General features: G+C 59.5%; 16 protein-coding genes and 1 pseudogene. 9 read left to right on the top strand and 8 right to left on the bottom strand.

The window, feature by feature from the left end; genetic code table 11:
• The first annotated feature begins 481 nt into the window (after window positions 1-481).
• From AB4Z35_RS26700 to AB4Z35_RS26670, 7 genes and pseudogenes are all read left to right on the top strand, one after another.
• On the top strand, window positions 482-2,533 hold the full coding sequence (locus tag AB4Z35_RS26700; RefSeq protein ID WP_442100382.1) for a putative bifunctional diguanylate cyclase/phosphodiesterase: 2,052 nt from the start codon (window positions 482-484) through the stop codon (window positions 2,531-2,533).
• A 275-nt stretch (window positions 2,534-2,808) separates the two neighbouring features.
• Window positions 2,809-4,155, top strand: coding sequence for an imelysin family protein (locus AB4Z35_RS26695; protein WP_442100381.1), 1,347 nt, complete (start codon window positions 2,809-2,811; stop codon window positions 4,153-4,155).
• A gap of 283 nt (window positions 4,156-4,438) precedes the next feature.
• Complete coding sequence (locus tag AB4Z35_RS26690; RefSeq protein WP_442100380.1) at window positions 4,439-5,866, top strand: di-heme oxidoreductase family protein; 1,428 nt, start codon at window positions 4,439-4,441, stop codon at window positions 5,864-5,866.
• Between the two features lie 27 nt (window positions 5,867-5,893).
• A complete protein-coding gene (locus AB4Z35_RS26685) occupies window positions 5,894-6,958 on the top strand; it encodes an imelysin family protein (RefSeq protein WP_442100378.1) in 1,065 nt (354 codons plus the stop codon).
• 14 nt (window positions 6,959-6,972) lie between these two features.
• Entirely contained in the window at window positions 6,973-8,073 is a 1,101-nt protein-coding gene (locus AB4Z35_RS26680; protein WP_442100377.1) for a DUF1513 domain-containing protein, read from the top strand.
• Window positions 8,074-8,270: 197 nt separating this feature from the next.
• Window positions 8,271-9,419, top strand: coding sequence for an efflux RND transporter periplasmic adaptor subunit (locus AB4Z35_RS26675; RefSeq protein WP_442100376.1), 1,149 nt, complete (start codon window positions 8,271-8,273; stop codon window positions 9,417-9,419).
• A gap of 13 nt (window positions 9,420-9,432) precedes the next feature.
• A pseudogene (locus AB4Z35_RS26670) lies at window positions 9,433-12,339 on the top strand (multidrug efflux RND transporter permease subunit); the annotation flags it as partial.
• A gap of 200 nt (window positions 12,340-12,539) precedes the next feature.
• Here AB4Z35_RS26670 and AB4Z35_RS26665 read toward each other — a convergent pair.
• From AB4Z35_RS26665 to colR, 5 genes are all read right to left on the bottom strand, one after another.
• Complete coding sequence (locus AB4Z35_RS26665) at window positions 12,540-12,767, bottom strand: hypothetical protein (protein ID WP_277531404.1); 228 nt, start codon at window positions 12,765-12,767, stop codon at window positions 12,540-12,542.
• A 2-nt stretch (window positions 12,768-12,769) separates the two neighbouring features.
• Window positions 12,770-13,483 (bottom strand): lipopolysaccharide kinase InaA family protein, encoded by a 714-nt coding sequence (locus AB4Z35_RS26660; RefSeq protein WP_442100374.1) that lies wholly within the window; start codon window positions 13,481-13,483, stop codon window positions 12,770-12,772.
• 4 nt (window positions 13,484-13,487) lie between these two features.
• Window positions 13,488-14,156: a class I SAM-dependent methyltransferase gene (locus AB4Z35_RS26655; protein WP_442100384.1), complete on the bottom strand. Its 669-nt coding sequence runs from the start codon at window positions 14,154-14,156 to the stop codon at window positions 13,488-13,490.
• A gap of 154 nt (window positions 14,157-14,310) precedes the next feature.
• Window positions 14,311-15,585, bottom strand: coding sequence for a sensor histidine kinase (locus tag AB4Z35_RS26650; RefSeq protein ID WP_442100373.1), 1,275 nt, complete (start codon window positions 15,583-15,585; stop codon window positions 14,311-14,313).
• Window positions 15,575-16,258 (bottom strand): two-component system response regulator ColR, encoded by a 684-nt coding sequence (gene colR / locus AB4Z35_RS26645; RefSeq protein WP_007985839.1) that lies wholly within the window; start codon window positions 16,256-16,258, stop codon window positions 15,575-15,577. Before colR ends, AB4Z35_RS26650 begins: the two co-directional genes overlap by 11 nt.
• A gap of 202 nt (window positions 16,259-16,460) precedes the next feature.
• On the opposite strand from colR, the gene AB4Z35_RS26640 reads away from it, so the two are divergent.
• Window positions 16,461-18,410: an LTA synthase family protein gene (locus AB4Z35_RS26640; protein ID WP_442100372.1), complete on the top strand. Its 1,950-nt coding sequence runs from the start codon at window positions 16,461-16,463 to the stop codon at window positions 18,408-18,410.
• Between the two features lie 54 nt (window positions 18,411-18,464).
• Window positions 18,465-19,208: a phosphatase PAP2 family protein gene (locus AB4Z35_RS26635; RefSeq protein ID WP_442100370.1), complete on the top strand. Its 744-nt coding sequence runs from the start codon at window positions 18,465-18,467 to the stop codon at window positions 19,206-19,208.
• A 189-nt stretch (window positions 19,209-19,397) separates the two neighbouring features.
• Here AB4Z35_RS26635 and groL read toward each other — a convergent pair whose 3' ends face one another.
• From groL to AB4Z35_RS26620, 3 genes are all read right to left on the bottom strand, one after another.
• Window positions 19,398-21,044: a chaperonin GroEL gene (groL, locus tag AB4Z35_RS26630; protein WP_007985845.1), complete on the bottom strand. Its 1,647-nt coding sequence runs from the start codon at window positions 21,042-21,044 to the stop codon at window positions 19,398-19,400.
• A gap of 49 nt (window positions 21,045-21,093) precedes the next feature.
• Complete coding sequence (locus tag AB4Z35_RS26625) at window positions 21,094-21,387, bottom strand: co-chaperone GroES (protein ID WP_007985847.1); 294 nt, start codon at window positions 21,385-21,387, stop codon at window positions 21,094-21,096.
• 248 nt (window positions 21,388-21,635) lie between these two features.
• A complete protein-coding gene (locus AB4Z35_RS26620; RefSeq protein ID WP_442100368.1) occupies window positions 21,636-22,112 on the bottom strand; it encodes an FxsA family protein in 477 nt (158 codons plus the stop codon).
• Window positions 22,113-22,128: the final 16 nt, after the last annotated feature.

Here is a 22,128-nt window from a genome sequence, read left to right as displayed (position 1 = left end):
GATGCCCCCGGATGAATGCCGGAGCGAAGGAACCCCGAGCCTAAGCGAGGGGCCGTACGTCAGGGGCGAGCGTTTTTTTGCTTACTTTTTTTAGGCGCTTGTAAAAAAAGTGAGTCGCCGTAAGGGCGAAACCATAAGCCGCCGTTACCGCAGCAACGGATATGTACTCGATTAAAAACCCACCCCCCCCCCCCCCCAGAATCCAGGGCATTTTCCAACGATGAAACAAGCCTTGCTCCCCTTGCCCCACCGCTACAGACGACTAACATCAAACAAAAGGAAAATATCTCCACCCCTGCCCCTCAAGTTGAAGGACTCAACAACCGACACAGTGCTAATAGGCTAACTCATCAAGACAACTGCAATTCGGCCAAGCTGCGGGCAAAATCCTTCAAGGATGATTGTCCCTTTGACTGCCATCACGGGATTGCCAATACTCATGGCAACTTGATGCTACCCGCACGGAACAAGGAATAACCCTTTGAAGCTGGAACTCAAGAACAGCTTGTCGGTGAAGTTGCTTCGGGTCGTGCTCCTGTCGGCATTGATCGTCGGCGTGGTCTTGAGCTGCGCGCAGATTGTGTTCGATGCCTATAAAACACGTCAGGCCGTCGCCAGCGATGCCGAGCGCATCCTCGACATGTTTCGCGACCCCTCGACCCAGGCCGTCTACAGCCTGGACCGGGAAATGGGCATGCAGGTGATCGAAGGCCTGTTTCAGGACGCCGCCGTGCGCCAGGCTTCCATCGGCCATCCCAACGAAGCCATGCTCGCGCAAAAAACCCGCGAGCTGCAGCACTCCCACAGCCGCTGGCTGACCGACCTGATTCTTGGCAAGGAGCGCACCTTCACCACCCAACTGGTCGGTCGCGGGCCTTACAGCGAATATTACGGCGACCTGAGCATCACCCTCGATACCGCCACCTATGGCCAAGGGTTCATCGTCAGCTCGGTGATCATCTTCATTTCCGGCGTACTGCGCGCGCTCGCCATGGGGCTGGTGTTGTATCTGGTCTATCACTGGCTGCTGACCAAGCCGCTGTCGCGGATCATCGAGCACCTCACGGAAATCAATCCTGATCGTCCCAGCGAACACAAGATTCCGCTGCTCAAGGGGCACGAGAAAAACGAACTGGGCATCTGGATCAACACCGCCAACCAGTTGCTCGAGTCCATCGAACGCAATACCCATCTGCGCCACGAAGCGGAAAACAGCCTGTTGCGCATGTCCCAGTACGATTTCCTGACGGGACTGCCGAACCGGCAGCAATTGCAGCAGCAACTGGACAAGATCCTCATCGACGCCGGCAGGCTACAGCGCCGGGTCGCGGTGTTGTGTGTCGGCCTCGATGACTTCAAGGGCATCAACGAGCAGTTCAGTTACCAGACTGGCGACCAATTGCTGCTGGCCCTGGCCGATCGCCTGCGCGGTCATAGCGGTCGCCTGGGCGCACTCGCCCGCCTCGGTGGCGACCAGTTCGCCCTGGTCCAGGCCGATATCGAGCAGCCCTACGAAGCCGCCGAGCTGGCACAAAGCATTCTCGATGACCTGGAAGCGGCGTTTGCCCTCGACCATCAGGAGATCCGCCTGCGCGCCACCATCGGCATCACCCTGTTCCCCGAGGACGGTGACAGCACCGAGAAATTGCTGCAAAAGGCCGAGCAGACCATGACGCTGGCCAAGACCCGCTCGCGCAACCGCTATCAGTTCTATATCGCCAGCGTCGACACCGAAATGCGCCGCCGCCGCGAGCTGGAAAAGGACCTGCGCGATGCCCTGATCCGCAATCAGTTCTACCTCGTCTACCAGCCGCAGATCAGCTATCGCGAAAACCGCGTGGTGGGCGTCGAAGCCCTGATTCGCTGGCAACACCCCGAGCACGGCATGGTGCCACCGGACCTGTTCATCCCGCTGGCCGAACAGAACGGCACCATCATTGCCATTGGCGAATGGGTGCTGGACCAGGCCTGCAAACAATTACGCGAGTGGCATGACCAGGGTTTCAGTGACCTGCGCATGGCGGTGAATCTGTCCACGGTTCAATTGCACCACGCCGAACTGCCGCGGGTGGTCAACAACCTGCTGCAGATGTATCGCCTGCCGCCGCGCAGCCTGGAGCTGGAAGTCACCGAAACCGGCCTGATGGAAGACATCAGCACCGCAGCCCAGCACTTGCTCAGCCTGCGCCGCTCCGGCGCGCTGATCGCCATCGACGACTTCGGAACCGGGTATTCGTCCTTGAGCTATCTGAAGAGCCTGCCGCTGGACAAGATCAAGATCGACAAGAGCTTCGTCCAGGACCTGCTCGATGACGACGACGATGCGACCATCGTTCGGGCCATCATCCAGCTGGGCAAGAGCCTGGGCATGCAGGTGATTGCCGAAGGCGTGGAAACCGCCGAGCAAGAGGCCTACATCATCTCCGAAGGCTGCCACGAAGGTCAGGGCTATCACTACAGCAAGCCGTTGCCGGCACGGGAACTGGGCCTTTACCTGAAGCAAGCCCAACGCAGTAACGCGGTCATTCTCTGAAACAACGCAGCCTTTGTAGCATCTGGCGGAGCCTGCGTGACGACGCAGTTCGCCTGACACACCGAGGTGCCTGATCTCACGACGGCTGCGCCGCCGAACGCAGGCTCCGCCAGCTGCTACAAGGCTGCGATCTTTTGATTTTCCGCAAACCACCCGCTGAATAAGAAATATTTCCAGGTACAACCCTTTACACATAATGCGAAAGATTTGCATTATGTCGCAGTTTTGCGTGTGCATAGCACGACTCCACCCCTTATCGAAGCAGGATGTTCGCCATGATTCGTATGCCTCTGGCTACCGCCAGTCTGTTGGCCATCGCTATTTCCCTCGCCGGTTGCGGCGAAGGTAAAGACCAAGAAAAAGCTGCCGCGCCTGCGCCAGCTGCCAGCACTGCGGCGGCTCCAGCCGCTGCGCCTGCCGCTGCCGGTAAAGTCGACGAAGCCGCCGCCAAAGCCGTTGTCGCCCATTACGCCGACATGGTTTTCGCCGTTTACAGCGATGCCGAATCCACCGCGAAGACCCTGCAAACCGCCGTAGACGCCTTCCTCGCCAAGCCGAACGCCGACACCCTGAAAGCCGCCAAGGCTGCCTGGGTCGCCGCTCGCGTGCCTTACCTGCAGAGCGAAGTGTTCCGCTTCGGCAACACCATCATTGACGACTGGGAAGGTCAGCTGAACTCCTGGCCGCTGGACGAAGGCCTGATCGACTACGTCGACAAGTCCTACGAACACGCATTGGGCAACCCGGGTGCCACTGCCAACATCATCGCCAACACCGAAGTTCAGATCGGCGAAGACAAGGTCGATGTCAAAGACATCACCCCGGAAAAACTCGCCAGCCTGAACGAGCTGGGCGGTTCCGAGGCCAACGTCGCCACCGGCTACCACGCCATCGAATTCCTGCTCTGGGGCCAGGACCTGAACGGCACCGGCCCTGGCGCCGGCAACCGTCCGGCGTCGGACTACCTGGAAGGCAAAGGTGCAACCGGCGGTCACAACGACCGTCGTCGTGCCTACCTGAAATCCGTGACCCAACTGCTGGTCAGCGACCTTGAAGAAATGGTCGGCAACTGGAAGCCGAACGTGGCCGACAACTACCGCGCCACCCTGGAAGCGGAACCGGCTGAGTCCGGCCTGCGCAAAATGCTGTTCGGCATGGGCAGCCTGTCCCTGGGCGAGCTGGCGGGCGAGCGCATGAAGGTTTCCCTGGAAGCCAACTCCCCGGAAGACGAACAGGATTGCTTCAGCGACAACACCCACAACTCGCACTTCTACGATGCCAAGGGCATTCGTAACGTGTACCTGGGCGAATACACCCGTGTTGATGGCAGCAAAATGACCGGCGCCAGCCTGTCGTCCCTGGTGGCCAAGGCCGACCCGGCTGCCGACACCGCGCTGAAGGCAGACCTGGCCGCCACCGAAGCCAAGATTCAGATCATGGTCGACCACGCCAACAAGGGTGAGCACTACGACCAGCTGATCGCTGCCGGCAATACCGCTGGCAACCAGATCGTCCGTGACGCCATCGCTTCCCTGGTCAAGCAGACCGGTTCGATCGAAGCCGCCGCTGGCAAACTGGGCATCAACGACCTGAACCCGGACAACGCTGATCACGAATTCTGATCAACGCTGGCTGAGTGAGTAAAAAGGCGACCTTCGGGTCGCCTTTTTTGTGTCCGCCACAACTCATCCCCTGTGGGAGCGAGCTTGCTCGCGATAGCGGTAGCACATTCAACATTGATATTGGTCATGATGGCCCCATCGCGAGCAAGCTCGCTCCCACAGAGGGATCATCGTTTCCAGATAAACTCTGCCCCACATCAAGCAAACGATAATTCCTCTTATTCAAATTCCCATCCCCTGTTAGACTTTGCGCCCTTGTTTTGCTCGTCTTGCAGGATGTCTGATGCCCTCGCTGCCTCTTCGCTTGTCCGCACTGTTTCTGGCCCTGGGCCTGAGTGCCTGCGATGACGCCCCGAAATTCACCCGGGCCGAACCCGGTGAAGCCCGCTCCGGCGGCAGTGCGACGGTGCGCAAGACCGATCAGAACTCGTTTTCCATGCCCTCGGCGAATCTGCCGCCGTCACGGCGCGTGGATTTCAGCGTCGGCAACAGTTTCTTCCGCAGCCCTTGGGTGATCGCCCCATCGACGACGACCGCTCGCGATGGCCTCGGCCCGCTGTTCAACACCAATGCCTGTCAGGGCTGCCACATCAAGGACGGCCGCGGCCACCCGCCAGCGCCCAACGACGTAAATGCCGTGTCGATGCTGGTGCGCCTGTCGATACCCGACGCCCCGGCGTATGCCAAGGTCATCGAGCAGATCGGCGTGGTGCCGGAGCCCGTCTACGGCGGTCAGTTCCAGGACATGGCCGTGCCCGGTGTGGCCCCCGAAGGCAAAGTGCGGGTCGATTACACCGCCGTGCCGGTTCGCTTCAAGGACGGTACTGAAATCGAGCTGCGCAAACCGAGCCTGAACATCACCCAGCTGGGTTACGGCCCCATGCACCCCGACACCCGTTTCTCGGCCCGTGTTGCGCCGCCGATGATTGGCCTGGGCCTGCTCGAAGCGATCCCCGACGAGGCAATCCTGGCCAACGCCGAGGCACAGGCCAAGGCGGAAAACGGCATCAGCGGACGACCGAACCGGGTCTGGGATGACACCCGGCAAAAGACCGTTCTGGGACGATTTGGCTGGAAAGCCGGACAACCGAACCTCAATCAACAAAATGTTCACGCGTTTTCGGGGGATATGGGGCTCACGACCAGCCTGAGACCCTTTGATGACTGCACGGACGCGCAAACGGCCTGCAAGCAGGCACCGAGTGGCAACGGCCCGAATGGCGAGCCGGAAGTCAGCGACAACATTCTGCGCCTGGTGCTGTTCTATAGCCGCAACCTTGCCGTACCGGCCCGTCGTGACGTTAACGCTCCTGAAGTGCTGGCCGGCAAGACCCTGTTTTATCAGGCAGGTTGCCAGTCCTGTCACACACCGAAATACACCACCGCCGCCAACGCTGCCGAACCTGAACTGGCCAATCAAGTCATTCGCCCGTACAGCGACCTGCTGTTGCATGACATGGGCGACGGCCTGGCCGACAACCGTACCGAGTTCCAGGCCAGTGGCCGTGAATGGCGCACCCCGCCGTTGTGGGGTATCGGCCTGACACAGGCGGTCAGCGGCCACACCCGGTTCCTGCACGACGGCCGCGCCCGCAACCTGCTTGAGGCGGTGCTCTGGCATGGCGGCGAGGCGACAGCGGCGCAGCAACAGGTTTTGTCTTTCAATGCCGAGCAACGCGCTGCGTTGCTGGCGTTCCTGAATTCCCTTTAACACGCATTCCACTCGCGGGAGCCCGACATGTTCCGTCCCAAATTGTTGTTCACCAGCCTTGCCGCCCTCGCCTTGGGCGCCTGCTCGCCCCAGGACCCGCAAGCGGTCACATCGGCGGCCATCGCCAAATCGGTGATCCTGCCAACCTACACCCGCTGGGTTGAAGCCGACCGTCAATTGGCGGTCAGCGCCCTCGCCTACTGCGAAGGCAAGGAAACCCTGGAAACCGCCCGTGCCGATTTCCTGCACGCGCAAAAAGCCTGGGCCGAGCTGCAACCCTTGCTGATCGGGCCGTTGGCCGAAGGCAACCGTTCGTGGCAAGTGCAGTTCTGGCCGGACAAGAAAAACCTGGTCGGCCGTCAGGTCGAGCAACTGGTCATCGCCCAGCCGCAAATCGATGCCGCCGCACTGGCCAAGTCCAGCGTTGTGGTACAGGGTCTTTCGGCTTACGAATACATTCTGTTCGACAGCAAGCCTGACGTGGCCAACGCTGAGCAGAAGGCCAAATACTGCCCGCTGCTGGTCGCCATCGGTGAGCGCCAGAAACAGTTGGCCGAAGACATTCTGCAAACCTGGAACAACACCGACGGCATGCTCTCGCAAATGAGCAAATTCCCGAACCAGCGCTATGCGGACTCCCATGAAGCGATCGCCGACCTGCTGCGCGTGCAAGTCACGGCCATCGACACCCTGAAGAAAAAACTCGGCACGCCGATGGGCCGCCAGAGCAAGGGCGTGCCGCAACCGTTCCAGGCCGATGCATGGCGTAGCCAGTCGTCCCTGACCAGCCTCGAAGCCAGCCTCGCGGCCGCCAAAACGGTCTGGGAAGGTGTGGATAACAAAGGCCTGCGCAGCCTGTTGCCGAGCGAGCAGAAACCGTTGGCCGACAAGATCGATGCTGCCTACGCCGCCTCGTTGAAACTGTTTGCCGGCAACCAGCGCTCGCTGACCGAAATGCTCGGTGACGACACCGGCCGCCAGCAGCTCAACGACCTGTACGAAAGCCTCAACGTTGTACATCGTCTGCACGAGGCTGACCTGGCCAAAGCGTTGGGCATCCAACTGGGCTTCAACGCCAACGACGGTGACTGATGAGGGCAAGGTCCATGCTGCGACGCCAGGTTCTGACTTTAGGTAGCTTGTTGCTGGGTGCGGTGACGCTGGGCGGCTGGAAGTTGTTCAAGCAAAAGGACAGGAGTCCGTTGTTGCTTTCGGCACGGGACGATACCGATGGCCAGCATTACGCCGTCGGTTATCGGCTGGATGGCACTCAGGTGTTCGCCACCCGGGTCGGCCAGCGTTGCCACGACATCATTAACCACCCGACCCTGCCGATTGCGCTGTTTGTCGCCCGCCGTCCGGGGACCGAGAGCTACCTGATCGACCTGCGCGACGGCGCGCTCCTGCAAACCGTGGTGTCACAACCGAACCGGCACTTCTACGGACACGCGGTCATTCACCATAGCGGCGACTGGCTGTACGCCACCGAAAACGACACCACCGATCCGGGTCGCGGCCTGCTCGGCGTGTATAAATTCGAAGGCGAACAGCTGGTGCACAGCGGCGAGATTTCCACCCACGGCCTCGGCCCGCACCAGGTGTCGTGGATGCCCGATGGCGAAACCCTGGTGGTGGCCAACGGCGGGATTCGCACCGAGGCCGAAAGCCGGGTGGAGATGAACCTCAACGCCATGGAGCCGAGCCTGGTCCTGATGCAACGTGACGGCACCCTGCTGAGCAAGGAAACCCTCGCCCAGCAGATGAACAGCGTGCGCCATCTGGCCATCGCCAGCGACGGCACCATCGTCGCCAGCCAGCAATTCATGGGCGCGGCCCACGAGTCGTCGGAGCTATTGGCGATCAAGCGTCCCGGTCAGCCTTTCGTCGCGTTCCCGGTGCCCGAGCACCAGTTGCAGGCCATGGGGCATTACACCGCCAGCGTCGCGGTACACAGCGACTTGCGTCTGGTGGCGTTGACTGCACCACGTGGCAACCGCTTTTTCATCTGGGACCTGGACAGCGGTGAAGTACGCCTGGATGCGCCACTGCCCGATTGTGCCGGGGTCGGCGCGGTGGCCGATGGTTTTGTCGTGACCTCCGGTCAAGGGCGCTGCCGCTACTACGACTGCCGCCAGACAAACCTTGTCGCAAAACCGCTGGAGCTACCTGCAGGGCTCTGGGACAACCATCTGCATCTGATGGCGTAAATCATTGAAAAGATCGCCGCCCAGGGCCGCACCTGCGGGATGTACGTCATCCCGCAGGCGCGGCCCTGGGCGGCGAATCTTTCAGCCTTTCACCTCTCTAATACCTCACAACCTGTAAAAACGGCAGTTGGATTACCCTCTACACTCCCGGTAATGTGCCCCACTGTCTCACCTGATTTTCTCCAAGGAACTGGAATATGCTGCGTCGCCGCATGCTGTTCATGTTGGGTGTTGTTCTACTGATTGTGCTGGTCCTGGCCGCGTACAAAGCCTTCTCGATTTACACGATGGTTCAAGGCTACTCTGCACCCAGACCGGCCATCAGCGTTTCCGTGGCCACCGCCACCGAGCGCCCATGGCAAGCCCGCCTGCCTACCGTTGGCACGCTCAAGGCATTGCAAGGCGTGGACCTGAGCCTGGAGACAGATGGCACCGTCATCGATTTGCAGTTCGAGTCAGGGCAAAAGGTCAAGGCCGGTCAACCACTCCTGCGCCTCGACAGCGCCGTAGAAAGTGCCCTGCTGGAAACTGCTCTGGCCGACCTCGGGCTGGCACAGCTCGATTACGGTCGCGGTAGCCAACTGGTCGGCAGCCAGGCCATTTCCAAAGGCGAGTTCGACCGACTTTCGGCGGTGCTGAAAAAGAGCAAGGCCACGGTCAATCAACTCAAGGCTGCGCTCGGCAAAAAAAGCATCGTCGCGCCCTTCAGCGGTACCATCGGCATTCGTCAGGTGGACGTCGGCGACTATGTGGCCACTGGCACCATGATCGCCACCCTGCAAGACCTCAGCAGCCTGTATGTCGACTTTTTTGTGCCCGAGCAGTCGGTGCCGAAGATTGCTCTCGGCCAGCCAGTGCAGGTCATTGTCGCGGCGTATCCGACCCTGGAGTACCCCGGCACCATCAGTGCAATCAACCCTAAAGTCGAGAACAGCACCCGTAACGTGCAGGTCCGCGCCACCCTGGCCAACCCCGATGGCAAGTTGATGCCAGGCATGTTCGCCAGTCTCCAGGTGCTCCTGCCCGATCCGCAACCGCGCATCGTGGTGCCGGAAAGCGCGATTACCTACACACTCTACGGCAACTCGGTGTACGTGGCCGTACCAAAGAAGGCCGAAGACGGCAGCCCGCAAAAGGACGACAAGGGTCAACCGGTGCTGATCGCCGAACGACGTTTTGTCGAAACCGGCGAACGCCGCGATGGGCAAGTGATGATCACCAAAGGCGTGCAGAGCGGCGAGAAAGTGGTGACCGCCGGCCAGCTCAAACTGGACAACGGCGCACACATTGCCATCAGCGACGACAAGACCCTGGCCGAGCGGAACAGCCCGCCACGCGCGGACTGATCAAGGAATCCCCATGGCTTTTACCGATCCGTTCATCCGCCGTCCGGTTCTCGCAACCGTGGTCAGCCTGCTGATTGTGCTGCTGGGCTTCCAGGCCTGGGGCAAGCTGCCACTGCGCCAGTATCCGCAGATGGAAAACGCCCTGATCACGGTGACCACCGCCTACCCCGGGGCCAACGCCGAGACCATCCAGGGCTACATCACCCAACCGATGCAGCAAAGCCTGGCCAGCGCCGAAGGCATCGACTACATGACCTCGGTCAGTCGCCAGAACTTCTCGGTAATCTCGATCTACGCGCGCATCGGCTCCAATAGCGACCGTCTGTTTACCGAACTGCTGGCCAAGGCCAACGAGGTCAAGAGCCAACTGCCCCAGGACGCTGAAGACCCGGTGCTGAGCAAACAGTCTGCCGATGCGTCAGTGCTGATGTACATGAGCTTCTTCAGCAAGGAATTGAGCAACCCGCAGATTACCGATTACCTGTCACGGGTGATCCAGCCCAAACTGGCGACCTTGCCCGGCATGGCCGAAGCCGAGATCCTCGGTAACCAGGTATTTGCCATGCGCCTGTGGCTGGACCCGATGAAGCTGGCGGGTTTCGGCCTGAGTGCCAGCGATGTGACCAACGCAGTGCGCCAGTACAACTTCCTCTCGGCCGCCGGCGAGGTGAAAGGCGAATACGTGGTCACCAGCATCAACGCCAATACCGAACTCAAGTCCGCCGAAGCGTTCGGGACCATTCCGCTCAAGGTCGATGGCGACAGCCGTGTGTTGCTGCGCGATGTGGCACGTGTGGAAATGGGTGCGGAAAACTACGACACCATCAGCTCGTTCGGTGGCACCCCGTCGGTGTACATCGGCATCAAGGCAACGCCCGGCGCCAACCCGCTGGAAGTGATCAAGGAAGTGCGCAAGATCATGCCGGACCTGGAGGCCCAGCTACCGCCGAACCTCAAGGGTGAAATTGCCTACGACGCCACCCTGTTCATCCAGGCCTCGATCGATGAAGTGGTGAAAACCCTGTTCGAAGCGGTGCTGATCGTGATCGTGGTGGTGTTCCTGTTCCTCGGTGCCCTGCGGTCGGTGGTGATCCCGGTGGTGACCATCCCGCTATCGATGATCGGCGTCATGTTCTTCATGCAGATGATGGGGTACTCGATCAACCTGCTCACCCTGCTGGCGATGGTATTGGCCATCGGCCTGGTGGTGGATGACGCCATCGTCGTGGTGGAAAACATTCACCGCCACATCGAGGAAGGCAAGACACCGCTCGAGGCTGCCATTGAAGGCGCCCGGGAAATCGCCATGCCGGTGGTCTCGATGACCATCACCCTGGCGGCGGTGTATGCGCCGATTGGTTTCCTGACCGGCCTGACCGGGGCGCTGTTCAAGGAGTTCGCCCTGACCCTGGCCGGCGCGGTGGTGATTTCCGGTATCGTCGCCCTGACCCTGTCGCCGATGATGTGTGCATTTCTGCTGCGTCACGACGAGAATCCCAGCGGCCTGGCCCATCGCCTGGACATGATTTTCGAAGGCCTCAAGCGCCGCTACCAGAGCCTGCTTCACGGCACCCTCAACACCCGGCCGGTGGTGCTGGTGTTCGCCGTGATCGTGCTGTGCCTGATTCCGGTCCTTCTCAAATTCACCAAATCGGAACTGGCGCCGGATGAGGACCAGGGCATCATTTTCATGATAGCCAACGCCCCGCAACCGACCAACCTCGACTACCTGAACACCTACACCGACGAGTTCATCTCGATCTTCAAGGCGTTTCCCGAGTACTACTCGTCGTTCCAGATCAACGGTTTCAACGGCGTGCAATCGGGCATTGGCGGTTTCCTGCTCAGGCCGTGGAACGAGCGCAGCCGCACGCAAATGGCGATCCTGCCCGAGGTGCAGGGCAAACTGGAAAAGATCCCGGGGTTGCAGATTTTCGGCTTCAACCTGCCGTCCCTGCCAGGCACCGGCGAAGGCGTGCCGTTCCAGTTCGTCATAAACTCCGCCAACGATTACGAATTGCTGCTGCAGGTGGTCGAACGGGTAAAAAAACGTGCGAAGGAATCAGGCAAGTTTGCGTTTGTCCACGTTGACCTGGCCTTCGACAAGCCGGAAGTGGTGGTGGATATCGACCGCGCCAAGGCCGCGCAGATGGGGGTTTCCATGCAGGATCTGGGGGGAACCCTGGCGACCCTGCTGGGTGAAGCCGAGATCAACCGCTTCACCATTGAAGGTCGCAGCTACAAGGTCATCGCCCAGGTCGAGCGGCCGTTCCGCGACAATCCGGACTGGCTGAACAATTACTACGTGAAAAACACCCAGGGCGAACTGTTGGCGTTGTCGACCCTGATCACTGTCACCGACCGCGCTCGACCGCGACAGCTGAACCAGTTCCAGCAACTCAACTCAGCCATCCTCTCCGGCGTGCCGCTGGTGAGCATGGGGGAAGCCATCGACCTCGTGCGCCAGATCGCCCGGGAAGAGGCACCCGCCGGTTTTGCCTTCGACTACGCCGGCGCATCACGGCAATATGTTCAGGAAGGCAGTGCCCTGTGGGTCACCTTTGCCCTGGCACTGGCGATCATTTTCCTGGTGCTGGCGGCTCAGTTCGAAAGTTTCCGCGACCCGCTGGTGATCCTGGTCACCGTACCGCTGTCTATCTGCGGCGCATTGATTCCGCTGTTCCTGGGGTGGTCGAGCATGAACATCTACACCCAGGTCGGGCTGGTGACCTTGATCGGGCTGATCAGCAAGCACGGCATTCTGATCGTCCAGTTCGCCAACCAGCTACGCAAGGACAAGGGCCTGACGGCACGCGAAGCAGTGGAGGAAGCGGCGGCCATCCGGTTGCGCCCGGTCTTGATGACTACCGCGGCGATGGTGTTCGGCATGGTGCCATTGATCATCGCCTCCGGTGCTGGCGGGTTTAAGCATGGGCACGGCCCCTTGTAGGAGCCAGCCTGCTGGCGATGGTCGTTAACGATAACGCGTATGAACTGGATGAACGCGGCGCACTTGAGTCCATCGCCAGCAGGCTGGCTCCTACAGTTTCCCGGGATTGCGTGAAGAACCAAAAAAAAGGCCTCGCAAGTGCGAGGCCTTTCATTTGGGCTTCAATCGGTTCAACTTTGCGGCCTCAATCCCTGAGAAAGTCCGAACATGAACAACAACAAATCATGATCGGGTTGGGTGGCCACGGATGCCTTCGCAACCCGTGGCAACGGACAATGTTCATCTGCGCTTATCGAACTGAGAACCTGGGGGCGCGGTTGCTCCCAGGCTGCCATCGCGATCGATGCAACTGCCAAGGCTCCTACCAGAAACAAACCTCGTGCAATTTCGAGTTTCATCGCTATAAACCCTTGATAGCGCTGCCAAACGCCGTCTCATAAAAGTAGACGAGCTTTTTCCAGTCTGCGTCGCTGAACGACGAGTGGCGACGCAATTGCTTCATGTCATGGGTAGAAGCGCGATAGGCGGTCAAGCGCTGTCGGCTTTTCTCCAGATCGATCAGGGCAACTTCGACCCTGGCCGACTCGCCCTCACCCGTCACGCGAACAAACACGTGCTTTTCATACATGCAGCCGTGTTGCCAACGACCCTTGTGCATACGGGCCAGGTTTTCAGCCAGGTCCTTGAGCACACGGTCGTTTACGGCTTCACCATGGCGCTCGCGACCGCCACCGGCGTACCAGTGCTCGATTTCCTCGAAGCCATCCAGCGACTTGGTGACCAGCAGGGCACGCCATTTGTGCACAGGATCGCGCTGTGCGCCACAGAAAACGATATGCGGAACCCGTACGCCAAGCTCGGTCACACCGGTGAGCGCATCACGCTCGCGCAGTACCGTAGGTCGACCGAAAGGGTGCTGCCAGCTACGATGGATATGCCCGGTCTGGCGCTTGACGTAGAGCAACTGACCATCACTGCCCATCACTCGTTGAACGCCGCTCTCCCCTCCGCGACGGACGTTGGGTTCTTCTACCCATTCACCGCGCTGATTCCAAAAGTAATCGAAGCGGTCCTGGGGAACGACTTCCGTTTCTGCTGCACACTGCACTGCCATCCTGTTACCTCTTGCGTAATACGTAAACTCGCCACATCGCATAGAGCGGCAAAAAGTCCAGTTGTTCCTGGATGCGGAAACCCGCCTGCTCAAATTCCTTTTCTACGGTAGCGGCCGGTAACACGAAGCGATTTTGGTAACCTTCCTGCCCACGGGTTTTCTCCGAACGCTTGCGTTTCCAGGCCTTGAAGTTGCCATCGACCCACAGCGACAAGATCACGCTGTCACGGGAAACACGCTCGAATTCGCGCAAAATAGCCATGCGATGCTCGGCTTCACCGATGTGGTGGAGCAAGCGCATGCAAAAAATGCTGTCGACGGCATTGTTTGGCAAGGCAATGTCGAATGCAGAAGTGTGCAAGGGTTGTACCCGTTTCACCACTTCGGCCGGTTGCGCCTGGGTTGCGATCTTCAGCATGGACTCCGAGTTATCGGCGCCGATGATCACGCGGTTGGATTTTTCCGCCAGCAAGGGCCAGAAACGCCCTGCACCGCACGGCAAGTCGAGGACCAGGCCAGGCTCGCCAACCAGGGCCAGTGCCTTGCGCGCCAGTTGTTCGTCACGCCAATGGGACAATCGGCGTCCGAGACCATCCTGATGTTTGCGCAAATAGCGTTGCGCGTGTTGATCGTCGTATTTTTCGGAAAAATCGAGCTTGATCGGGCCGTCCATCATCAGGCCTCCTGAGCTTCTGATAACAACCACCTTAGGTTTCGTGGTGTTGGTGACAGGTGATCCGATTGTGAAAATTTCATTGTAGAAAACCCTGAAGTATTACAGGGTTTTACATAATTGACAGGGGCTGCCGGACGCCTGACTCAACTGATCAAGTTCGGAACAACTCCACCTGAAAACGGCAGCCATTAGGCTCCATGGTTGTCAGGCTGACGCTCCAGCCCTGGTTTTCACAGATCCGCTGCACCAGTGAAAGCCCCAGGCCCAAACCCTCCCCGCGCTTTTCGCTGCCCCGAACGAATGGTTCGAACATCGCCTCGCGTTTTTCCTCGGGAATGCCCACACCACTGTCTTCTACCAGAAAGCCCGCGCCCGTCAGGGTCAGGCGGATGAAGCCCTTTTCGGTGTAGTGCAAGGCATTGCGCAGCAAGTTACCCATCACCGCGTGCAGCAGCGTTGCATTGTAGCCCTTGGCCTCAGGCTCGCCCGGTTCGAAGATCAGCTTCAACCCTTTGCTTTCAATGGGTTCGCGCCACAGACCGAGCAGATCCTCGGCCACCTGGCCCAGGGACTGTTGCGGCGACATGCTGGCGTCTTCGCGCTGGGCACGGGCCAGCATCAGGAAGGTTTGCACCAGCTCACGCATTTCTTCACATGCCCGGGCGATGCGCTCGACCTGGGCACGGCCGCGTTGATCGATACCGGGGTTTTCCAGCAACAACTCGCAGGAGCTGGCCAATATCATCAGGGGGGTACGCAATTCGTGGCTGACGTCGCTGGTGAACAACCGCTCGCGGGTCAAGGCCTGACGCAAGCGCCCGAGGGTGGCGTCGAAGGCGACGGCCAACTCGCCCACTTCGTCGGCGGCATAGTCCGGGGCCAAAGGGGGGGCCAGGCCGAGCAGTTGATCGCGATGGCGCACCTGGCGGGCCAGCCGCACCACCGGCGCCATGACCTTGCGTGCCAGGACCCAGCCGAGAAACACCGCCAGCGCCAGGCTCAGTACGAACCCCACCAGCACCACGGCGAACAGCACCCGCTCACGCTCTTCGAAGTCGCTCTGGTCCTGCAACAACACATAACGTCGGCCGTCGACGATTTCGACCATGGCGTGGTATGACAGGTTTTCACGGAACACTTCATGGAAACCCGGCTCCAGGTGCCGCAAATCCTTGGGCAGCTGGAAGTCGCCCGGTCCACCGCTGAAGTAAAACAATTGGTCCGGTTCGGGGCGATGGCTCCAGTCCGTGACATTGTCCATCAGTAACAGGCGCTGCAAATCGCCGCCCAGGCCTGCCGAAATCAGTTTTTCTTCCACCAGGTGCACGGTCGCCACGATGCCCATGGCAAAGGCACCCGCCACCAGTGCGCTCGTCAGCGCAAAGGCAATGATGATTCGTTGAGCAAGGCTCTGCTTAAACTCCATCACGGCCCTCGGCCAAGCGATACCCCACACCGTGCACGGTTTGCAGCAATGGCTTGGCGAACGGCTTGTCGATCACCTGGCGCAGTTGGTGGACATGGCTGCGCAGGCTGTCGCTGTCCGGACAGTCATCGCCCCACAACGCCTCTTCAAGAATTTCCCGGCGCAGCACATGAGGGCTTTTCTGCATCAACACGGCCAGCAACTTCAGGCCGACCGGGTTGAGTTTCAGCAAGCGGCCTTCGCGAGTGACTTCCAGAGTGTCGAGGTCATAGCTCAGGTCGCCGACCTGCAAGGTCCGCCGCCCGCCGCCCTGGGTTCGACGCATGACCGCTTCGATACGCGCCGCCAGTTCAGACAGGGCGAACGGTTTGATCAGGTAGTCATCGGCGCCGGACTTGAAGCCTTGCAGACGGTCATCCAGTTGATCGCGAGCCGTGAGCATGATCACCGGCGTTTCGCGGCGGGCATCCTCGCGCAGGCGCTTGCACAGGGTGTAGCCATCGATGCCGGGCAGCATGATATCGAGTACGATCAAATCGTAGTGCTCGGTGGCCGCCAGATGCAGACCCGACAGACCATCCTGCGCGCAATCCACGGTATAGCCTTTGAGCCCCAGGTAATCGGCCAGGTTGGCCAGGATATCGCGGTTGTCTTCAACCAATAGAATTCGCATGGGTATCTCTCCGTCCACAGTAACGGCCGTCATGGCCCGCGCAGCTTAAGGCCAAGTGTGGCTCACGGCTAGGGGAAGGCCATGGGTGAATCAATTCGATCAACTGAAAGGTATGATTGACAAGTTTTTCACTATCGATTCACGTGCTGACTACAGTGGTCAGCCGAGACTCTCACGCGGTTGATAATAAGGAATGCAAAAAATGGACTATTTGAAGACGGCACCCATGCGCTTTTTGCTGCTGGTGACCGGCTCCTGGCTGGCAATTTTTTTTCTGACTCGAACAGTCCTGCTCCTCACGCATCTGAATGAGGCCGGTAGCGGCTTCCTGTCGGTGTTTGGTATCGGCCTGCTTTACGACCTGGGCTTTATCGCTTACGCAGCGCTGCCCATGGGCCTCTACCTGTTGCTGTGCCCGCCGGCCTTGTGGCGCACTCGTGGCCATCGATGGTTTCTTCAGGGTCTGCTGACCGTCAGTCTGTTCGCGATGCTGTTCACCTCGGTGGCCGAGTGGCTGTTCTGGGATGAATTCGGCGTGCGCTTCAATTTCATCGCCGTCGACTACCTGGTGTATTCCGACGAAGTACTGAACAACCTGCTGGAGTCATACCCGATCGGCACGCTGCTGAGCATTCTCGCCGTGCTGGCCGTCGCCTTGAGTCTGGCATTGCGCAAACCCTTCAACGCCGCACTTGATGCGCCCTTGCCGCCGCTGCGTGGCCGCCTGCTCAATGCACTCGGTTTGTTGATCGTCGCCGGCCTGAGCCTGCAGTTGCTCAGCCAGGACGCCCCTCGCGCCCAGGGCGGCAATGCCTATCAGAACGAACTGGCGAGCAACGGTCCATACCAGTTCTTCGCCGCGTTCCGTAACAACGAACTGGACTACCCGCAGTTCTACAGCACGCTGCCACCGGCGGTCGTGGCACAACAGATTCGCGCCGAACTGGCCGAGCCCAATGCCCGCTTCGTGGGTGAGGACCCGCAGGACATACGCCGGCAGATCGATAACCCGGGCGCCCCGCGCAAACCCAATATCGTGCTGGTCACCATTGAAAGTTTCAGTGCCAAGTACATGGGCAGCAACGGTGACAACCGCAACCTGACGCCCAACCTTGATGCCTTGCGCAAGCAGAGCCTGTATTTCAATAATTTCTACGCCACCGGCACCCGCACCGACCGCGGCCTGGAAGCCATTACCCTGGCGATTCCGCCGACCCCCGGTCGCTCGATCGTCAAGCGCGTGGGTCGTGAAAGCGGCTTTGCCAGCCTTGGTCAGCAACTCAATGCCGTGGGCTACGACAGCGTATTTGTTTACGGCGGCCGCGGTTACTTCGACAACATGAATGCGTTCTTCAGCGGCAACGGCTACCGCGTCGTGGACCAGAGCAGCGTCGAGGAGTCAGAGATTCACTTCAAGAATGCCTGGGGCATGGCTGACGAGGATCTCTACAACCAGACACTGAAACTGGCCGATGCCGACTATGCCAAACAGCAGCCATTCCTGCTGCAGCTGATGACGACATCCAACCACCGCCCTTACACCTATCCGGACAACCGGATCGACATCAAGTCCGGCAACGGCCGTGACGGCGCAGTGAAATACACCGACTACGCCATTGGTCAGTTCCTTGATCAGGCGCGTCAAAAACCCTGGTTTGACAATACAATCTTCATCTTTGTCGCCGACCACACCGCAGGCAGCGCCGGTAAGGAAGACTTGCCCATCGCCAACTATCAGATTCCGCTGTTCATCTATGCACCGAAGTTGATCGAGGCTCGGGAAACTACGCAATTGGCCAGCCAGATCGATCTGGCGCCAACGTTGCTGGGCTTGCTCAATCTGGATTATGAATCGACGTTCTTTGGTCGTAACCTGTTGCAGGACAACCCGCTGCCGCCACGCGTGGTGGTCGGTAACTACCAGCACCTGGGTTTGTTCGACGGCAAGGACCTGGCGATTTTGAGCCCACGCCAGGGCTTGCGTCGTCACGATGAAGCGCTGACCGAAAGTCGCGAATCCCGGTCGACCGCCGATGACCCGTTGATCACCCGCGCCATCACCTATTACCAAACCGCCAGTTATGGCTTCAAGCAACAGCTGCTTGGCTGGAAGGCGCCCAAGGAGGGTGCCGGTCAAGTCGGCGAACGTTAACCGAATCGCCCCGGGCTGATGCCCCGGGGCATTTTCCTTTGTTCAGGATCCACCATGTCATCAACCGCTGTCCGCCCTTCCCCTCGCCCGCTCAACTTCTGGGTGTGCCTGGGAGTTCCCGCCGTTGCGGCGATCATTCTGGTGTTGCTCGAGCTGAGCTCACTGGACATGGACCTTGCCAAGCTGTTCTACGACCCGGTCGCGGGTGACTTCATCGGACGGCACAGTTACTTCCTGGAAAACATCCTGCATACCCGCGCCAAGCAGGTAGTCATTGCATTTTCGGTGTTCGCCATCCTCGGCTACGCCGCCTCGTTTTTCATGGCCAAACTCAAACCGTTCAAGCGCGAACTGGGCTGCCTGGTGCTGTCCCTGGGCCTGGCGACTTCCTTTGTCACGCCGATGAAAGCGGTGACGGCGGTGCAATGCCCATGGAGCCTTGAGCAGTTCGGCGGTCACGAGACTTACAGTGAGTTGTTGAGTCATCGCCCGGCTACCGAGAAACCCGGCCGTTGCTGGCCAGGTGGCCATGCGGCGACCGGCTTCACACTGTTTGCCCTGTTTTTCGTATTGCGTGACCGTCGCCCGCGCATGGCTCGCGCAGCGTTTGTCTTCGCCTTCGCCCTCGGTTCGGTGTTCTCCATCGGGCGGATGATGCAGGGCGCGCACTTCTTCTCGCACAACGTGTGGACGGCGGTTTTCTGCTGGCTGATTTGTTTGGGGTCGTATTACTTCGTACTGTATCGACCGGCGTTGAAGGCTGATCGCGAAGCAAGCGCGGCACCTGTAGCCGTCTGAAACACAAATCAAATGTGGGAGCGAGCCTGCTCGCGATTGCAGTTCAACATTCAACAATGATGTTGACTGATACACCATCGCGAGCAGGCTCGCTCCCACAATGAACGGCTGTGGCCTTTAGAGTCCGAACAATAAAAAACCCCGCCTGCTTTCGCAGGCGGGGTTTTTTCGTACAGGGGTAAGGCTGGCTTACATCATGCCGCCCATGCCGCCCATACCGCCCATGTCTGGCATACCGCCGCCAGCACCGCCGTCTTTCTTCGGCGCATCAGCAACAGCGGCTTCGGTGGTCAGGATCAGACCGCCGATCGACGATGCAGCTTGCAGCGCGGAACGGGTGACCTTGGTTGGGTCCAGGATGCCCATTTCGATCATGTCGCCGTATTCGCCAGTCGCAGCGTTGTAACCGAAGTTACCTTTGCCGTTCTTGACTTCGTTGACCACAACGCTTGGCTCGTCACCGCTGTTGGCAGCGATCTGACGCAGCGGTGCTTCAACGGCACGGCGCAGAACAGCGATACCCACGTCCTGATCAGCGTTGTCGCCTTTCAGATCGTTCAGGGTTTGCAGAGCGCGGATCAGCGCAACGCCACCGCCAGGTACCACGCCTTCTTCAACGGCTGCACGGGTAGCGTGCAGGGCGTCTTCAACGCGGGCTTTCTTCTCTTTCATTTCAACTTCGGAACCAGCGCCAACCTTGATCACTGCAACGCCGCCGGACAGCTTGGCCAGACGCTCTTGCAGTTTTTCACGGTCGTAATCCGAGGAAGTTTCGGCAACCTGAGCACGGATCTGAGTGATGCGTGCTTCGATGTCGCCGTGTACGCCAGCACCGTCAACGATGATGGTGTTTTCCTTGGACAGGGTCACGCGCTTGGCGCTGCCCAGGTTTTCCAGGGTTGCGCTTTCCAGGCTCAGGCCGATCTCTTCGGAGATAACGGTACCGCCGGTCAGAACGGCGATGTCTTGCAGCATGGCCTTGCGACGGTCGCCGAAGCCTGGAGCCTTGACGGCTGCGACTTTAACGATGCCACGCATGTTGTTCACAACCAGAGTCGCCAGGGCTTCGCCTTCAACGTCTTCGGCCACGATCAGCAGTGGACGGCCGGCTTTGGCAACGGCTTCCAGTACTGGCAGCATTTCGCGGATGTTCGAGATCTTTTTGTCGACCAGCAGGATCAGCGGGCCGTCCAGCTCAGCGACCATGGTCTCTGGCTTGTTGACGAAGTATGGGGACAGGTAACCACGGTCGAACTGCATGCCTTCAACAACCGACAGTTCGTTTTCCAGGCCCGAGCCTTCTTCAACGGTGATCACGCCTTCTTTACCGACTTTTTCCATGGCTTCGGCAATGATGTCGCCGATGGAGTTGTCGGAGTTGGCCGAGATGGTACCAACCTGAGCGATTGCCTTGGTGTCAGCGCATGGCTTGGACAGGTTTTTCAGCTCTTTGACGATGGCGATGGTCGCCTTGTCGATGCCGCGCTTCAGATCCATCGGGTTCATGCCGGCAGCGACGGCTTTCAGGCCTTCGTTGACGATCGACTGAGCCAGAACGGTAGCGGTGGTAGTACCGTCACCAGCGTCATCGTTGGCACGGGAGGCAACGTCTTTGACCAGCTGCGCGCCCATGTTTTCGAAACGGTCTTCCAGTTCGATTTCTTTGGCTACGGAAACGCCGTCCTTGGTGATGGTCGGAGCGCCGAAGCTCTTCTCGATGATCACGTTACGGCCTTTCGGGCCCAGGGTCGCTTTTACCGCGTCAGCCAGGACGTTGACGCCTTTGAGCATTTTCTTGCGGGCGGAATCGCCAAACAGAACTTCTTTAGCAGCCATGATCGATATTCCTTAAATACTTTGTAGTAGCGGAAAATGAACGGGGGTATCAGCCTTCGATAACAGCGAGGATTTCGTTCTCGCTCATTACCAGCAGGTCTTCGCCGTCGACTTTCACAGTGTTGCTGCCGGAGTAAGGACCGAACACAACCTTGTCGCCCACTTTTACGGACAGTGCACGCACTTCACCGTTTTCCAGTACGCGGCCGGTGCCTACAGCGAGGATTTCGCCGCTGTTGGCTTTTTCAGCAGCCGAACCTGGCAGGACGATACCGCCAGCGGTTTTCTTTTCTTCTTCGCTGCGACGGATGACGACGCGGTCATGCAGAGGACGAAGCTTCATTGTCGATCTCTCCTAATTGTGGTTTTCATCGGCCGGTGTAGTCCCGGCGGGTTTAACAAAGTCCGGCGGCGCCGGTTGCGGCTCGTCAAGCGAACCGCGGAAGTCTGTCTGGCGTGTTCGCCAGAAACCTTGCGGTGACCGTTACATAAGGGCGCATAAGCTTATTACAAGGGCGGCGATGAAAAATTTTTCAGGTCGATGCCCCGCAAACGAACACGGCACCCGAAGGTGCCGTGTGGATGTGCGTATTACTTGGAATCGCGGTGTTCGAACTCGCCTTCGATCACGGTCGGTTCACGACCCAGTGGCTCGCGCGGGGCAGGACCGCCCCGTGCCTGCAGGTCATCGGCGAATGCTCGCTGACGCATGGCCTGCTCTTCGGCGCGCTGGCGCATTTTACCCGCCAGCAGACGGCGACTGAACGGCAGCAGCATGAACAGGCCGATCACATCGCTGATGAAACCCGGAAGAATCAACAGGCCACCGGCCAATGCCAGCATCAGGCCTTCGAGCATGGTCTGTGCCGGCAGCTCACCGCGACTCAGGCTTTCACGGGCACGCAGGGCCGTGGCCAGGCCGGCGATGCGCAGCACGAACACACCGAACATCGAGCCGAGAATGATCAGCAGCAAGGCCGGGAAAAACCCGATAGACCCTGCCACCTTGACGAATACGAACAGCTCCAACACCGGGAACAGCAGAAAGAGCAACAAAAAAGGGCGCATCAAATGGTTCCTCAAC

Source organism: Pseudomonas sp. KB_15 (assembly GCF_052114525.1).
Taxonomy (GTDB): domain Bacteria; phylum Pseudomonadota; class Gammaproteobacteria; order Pseudomonadales; family Pseudomonadaceae; genus Aquipseudomonas.
The sequence above is the reverse complement of the archived record's forward strand: the minus strand, read 5'-3'. Positions and strand labels throughout refer to the sequence as shown.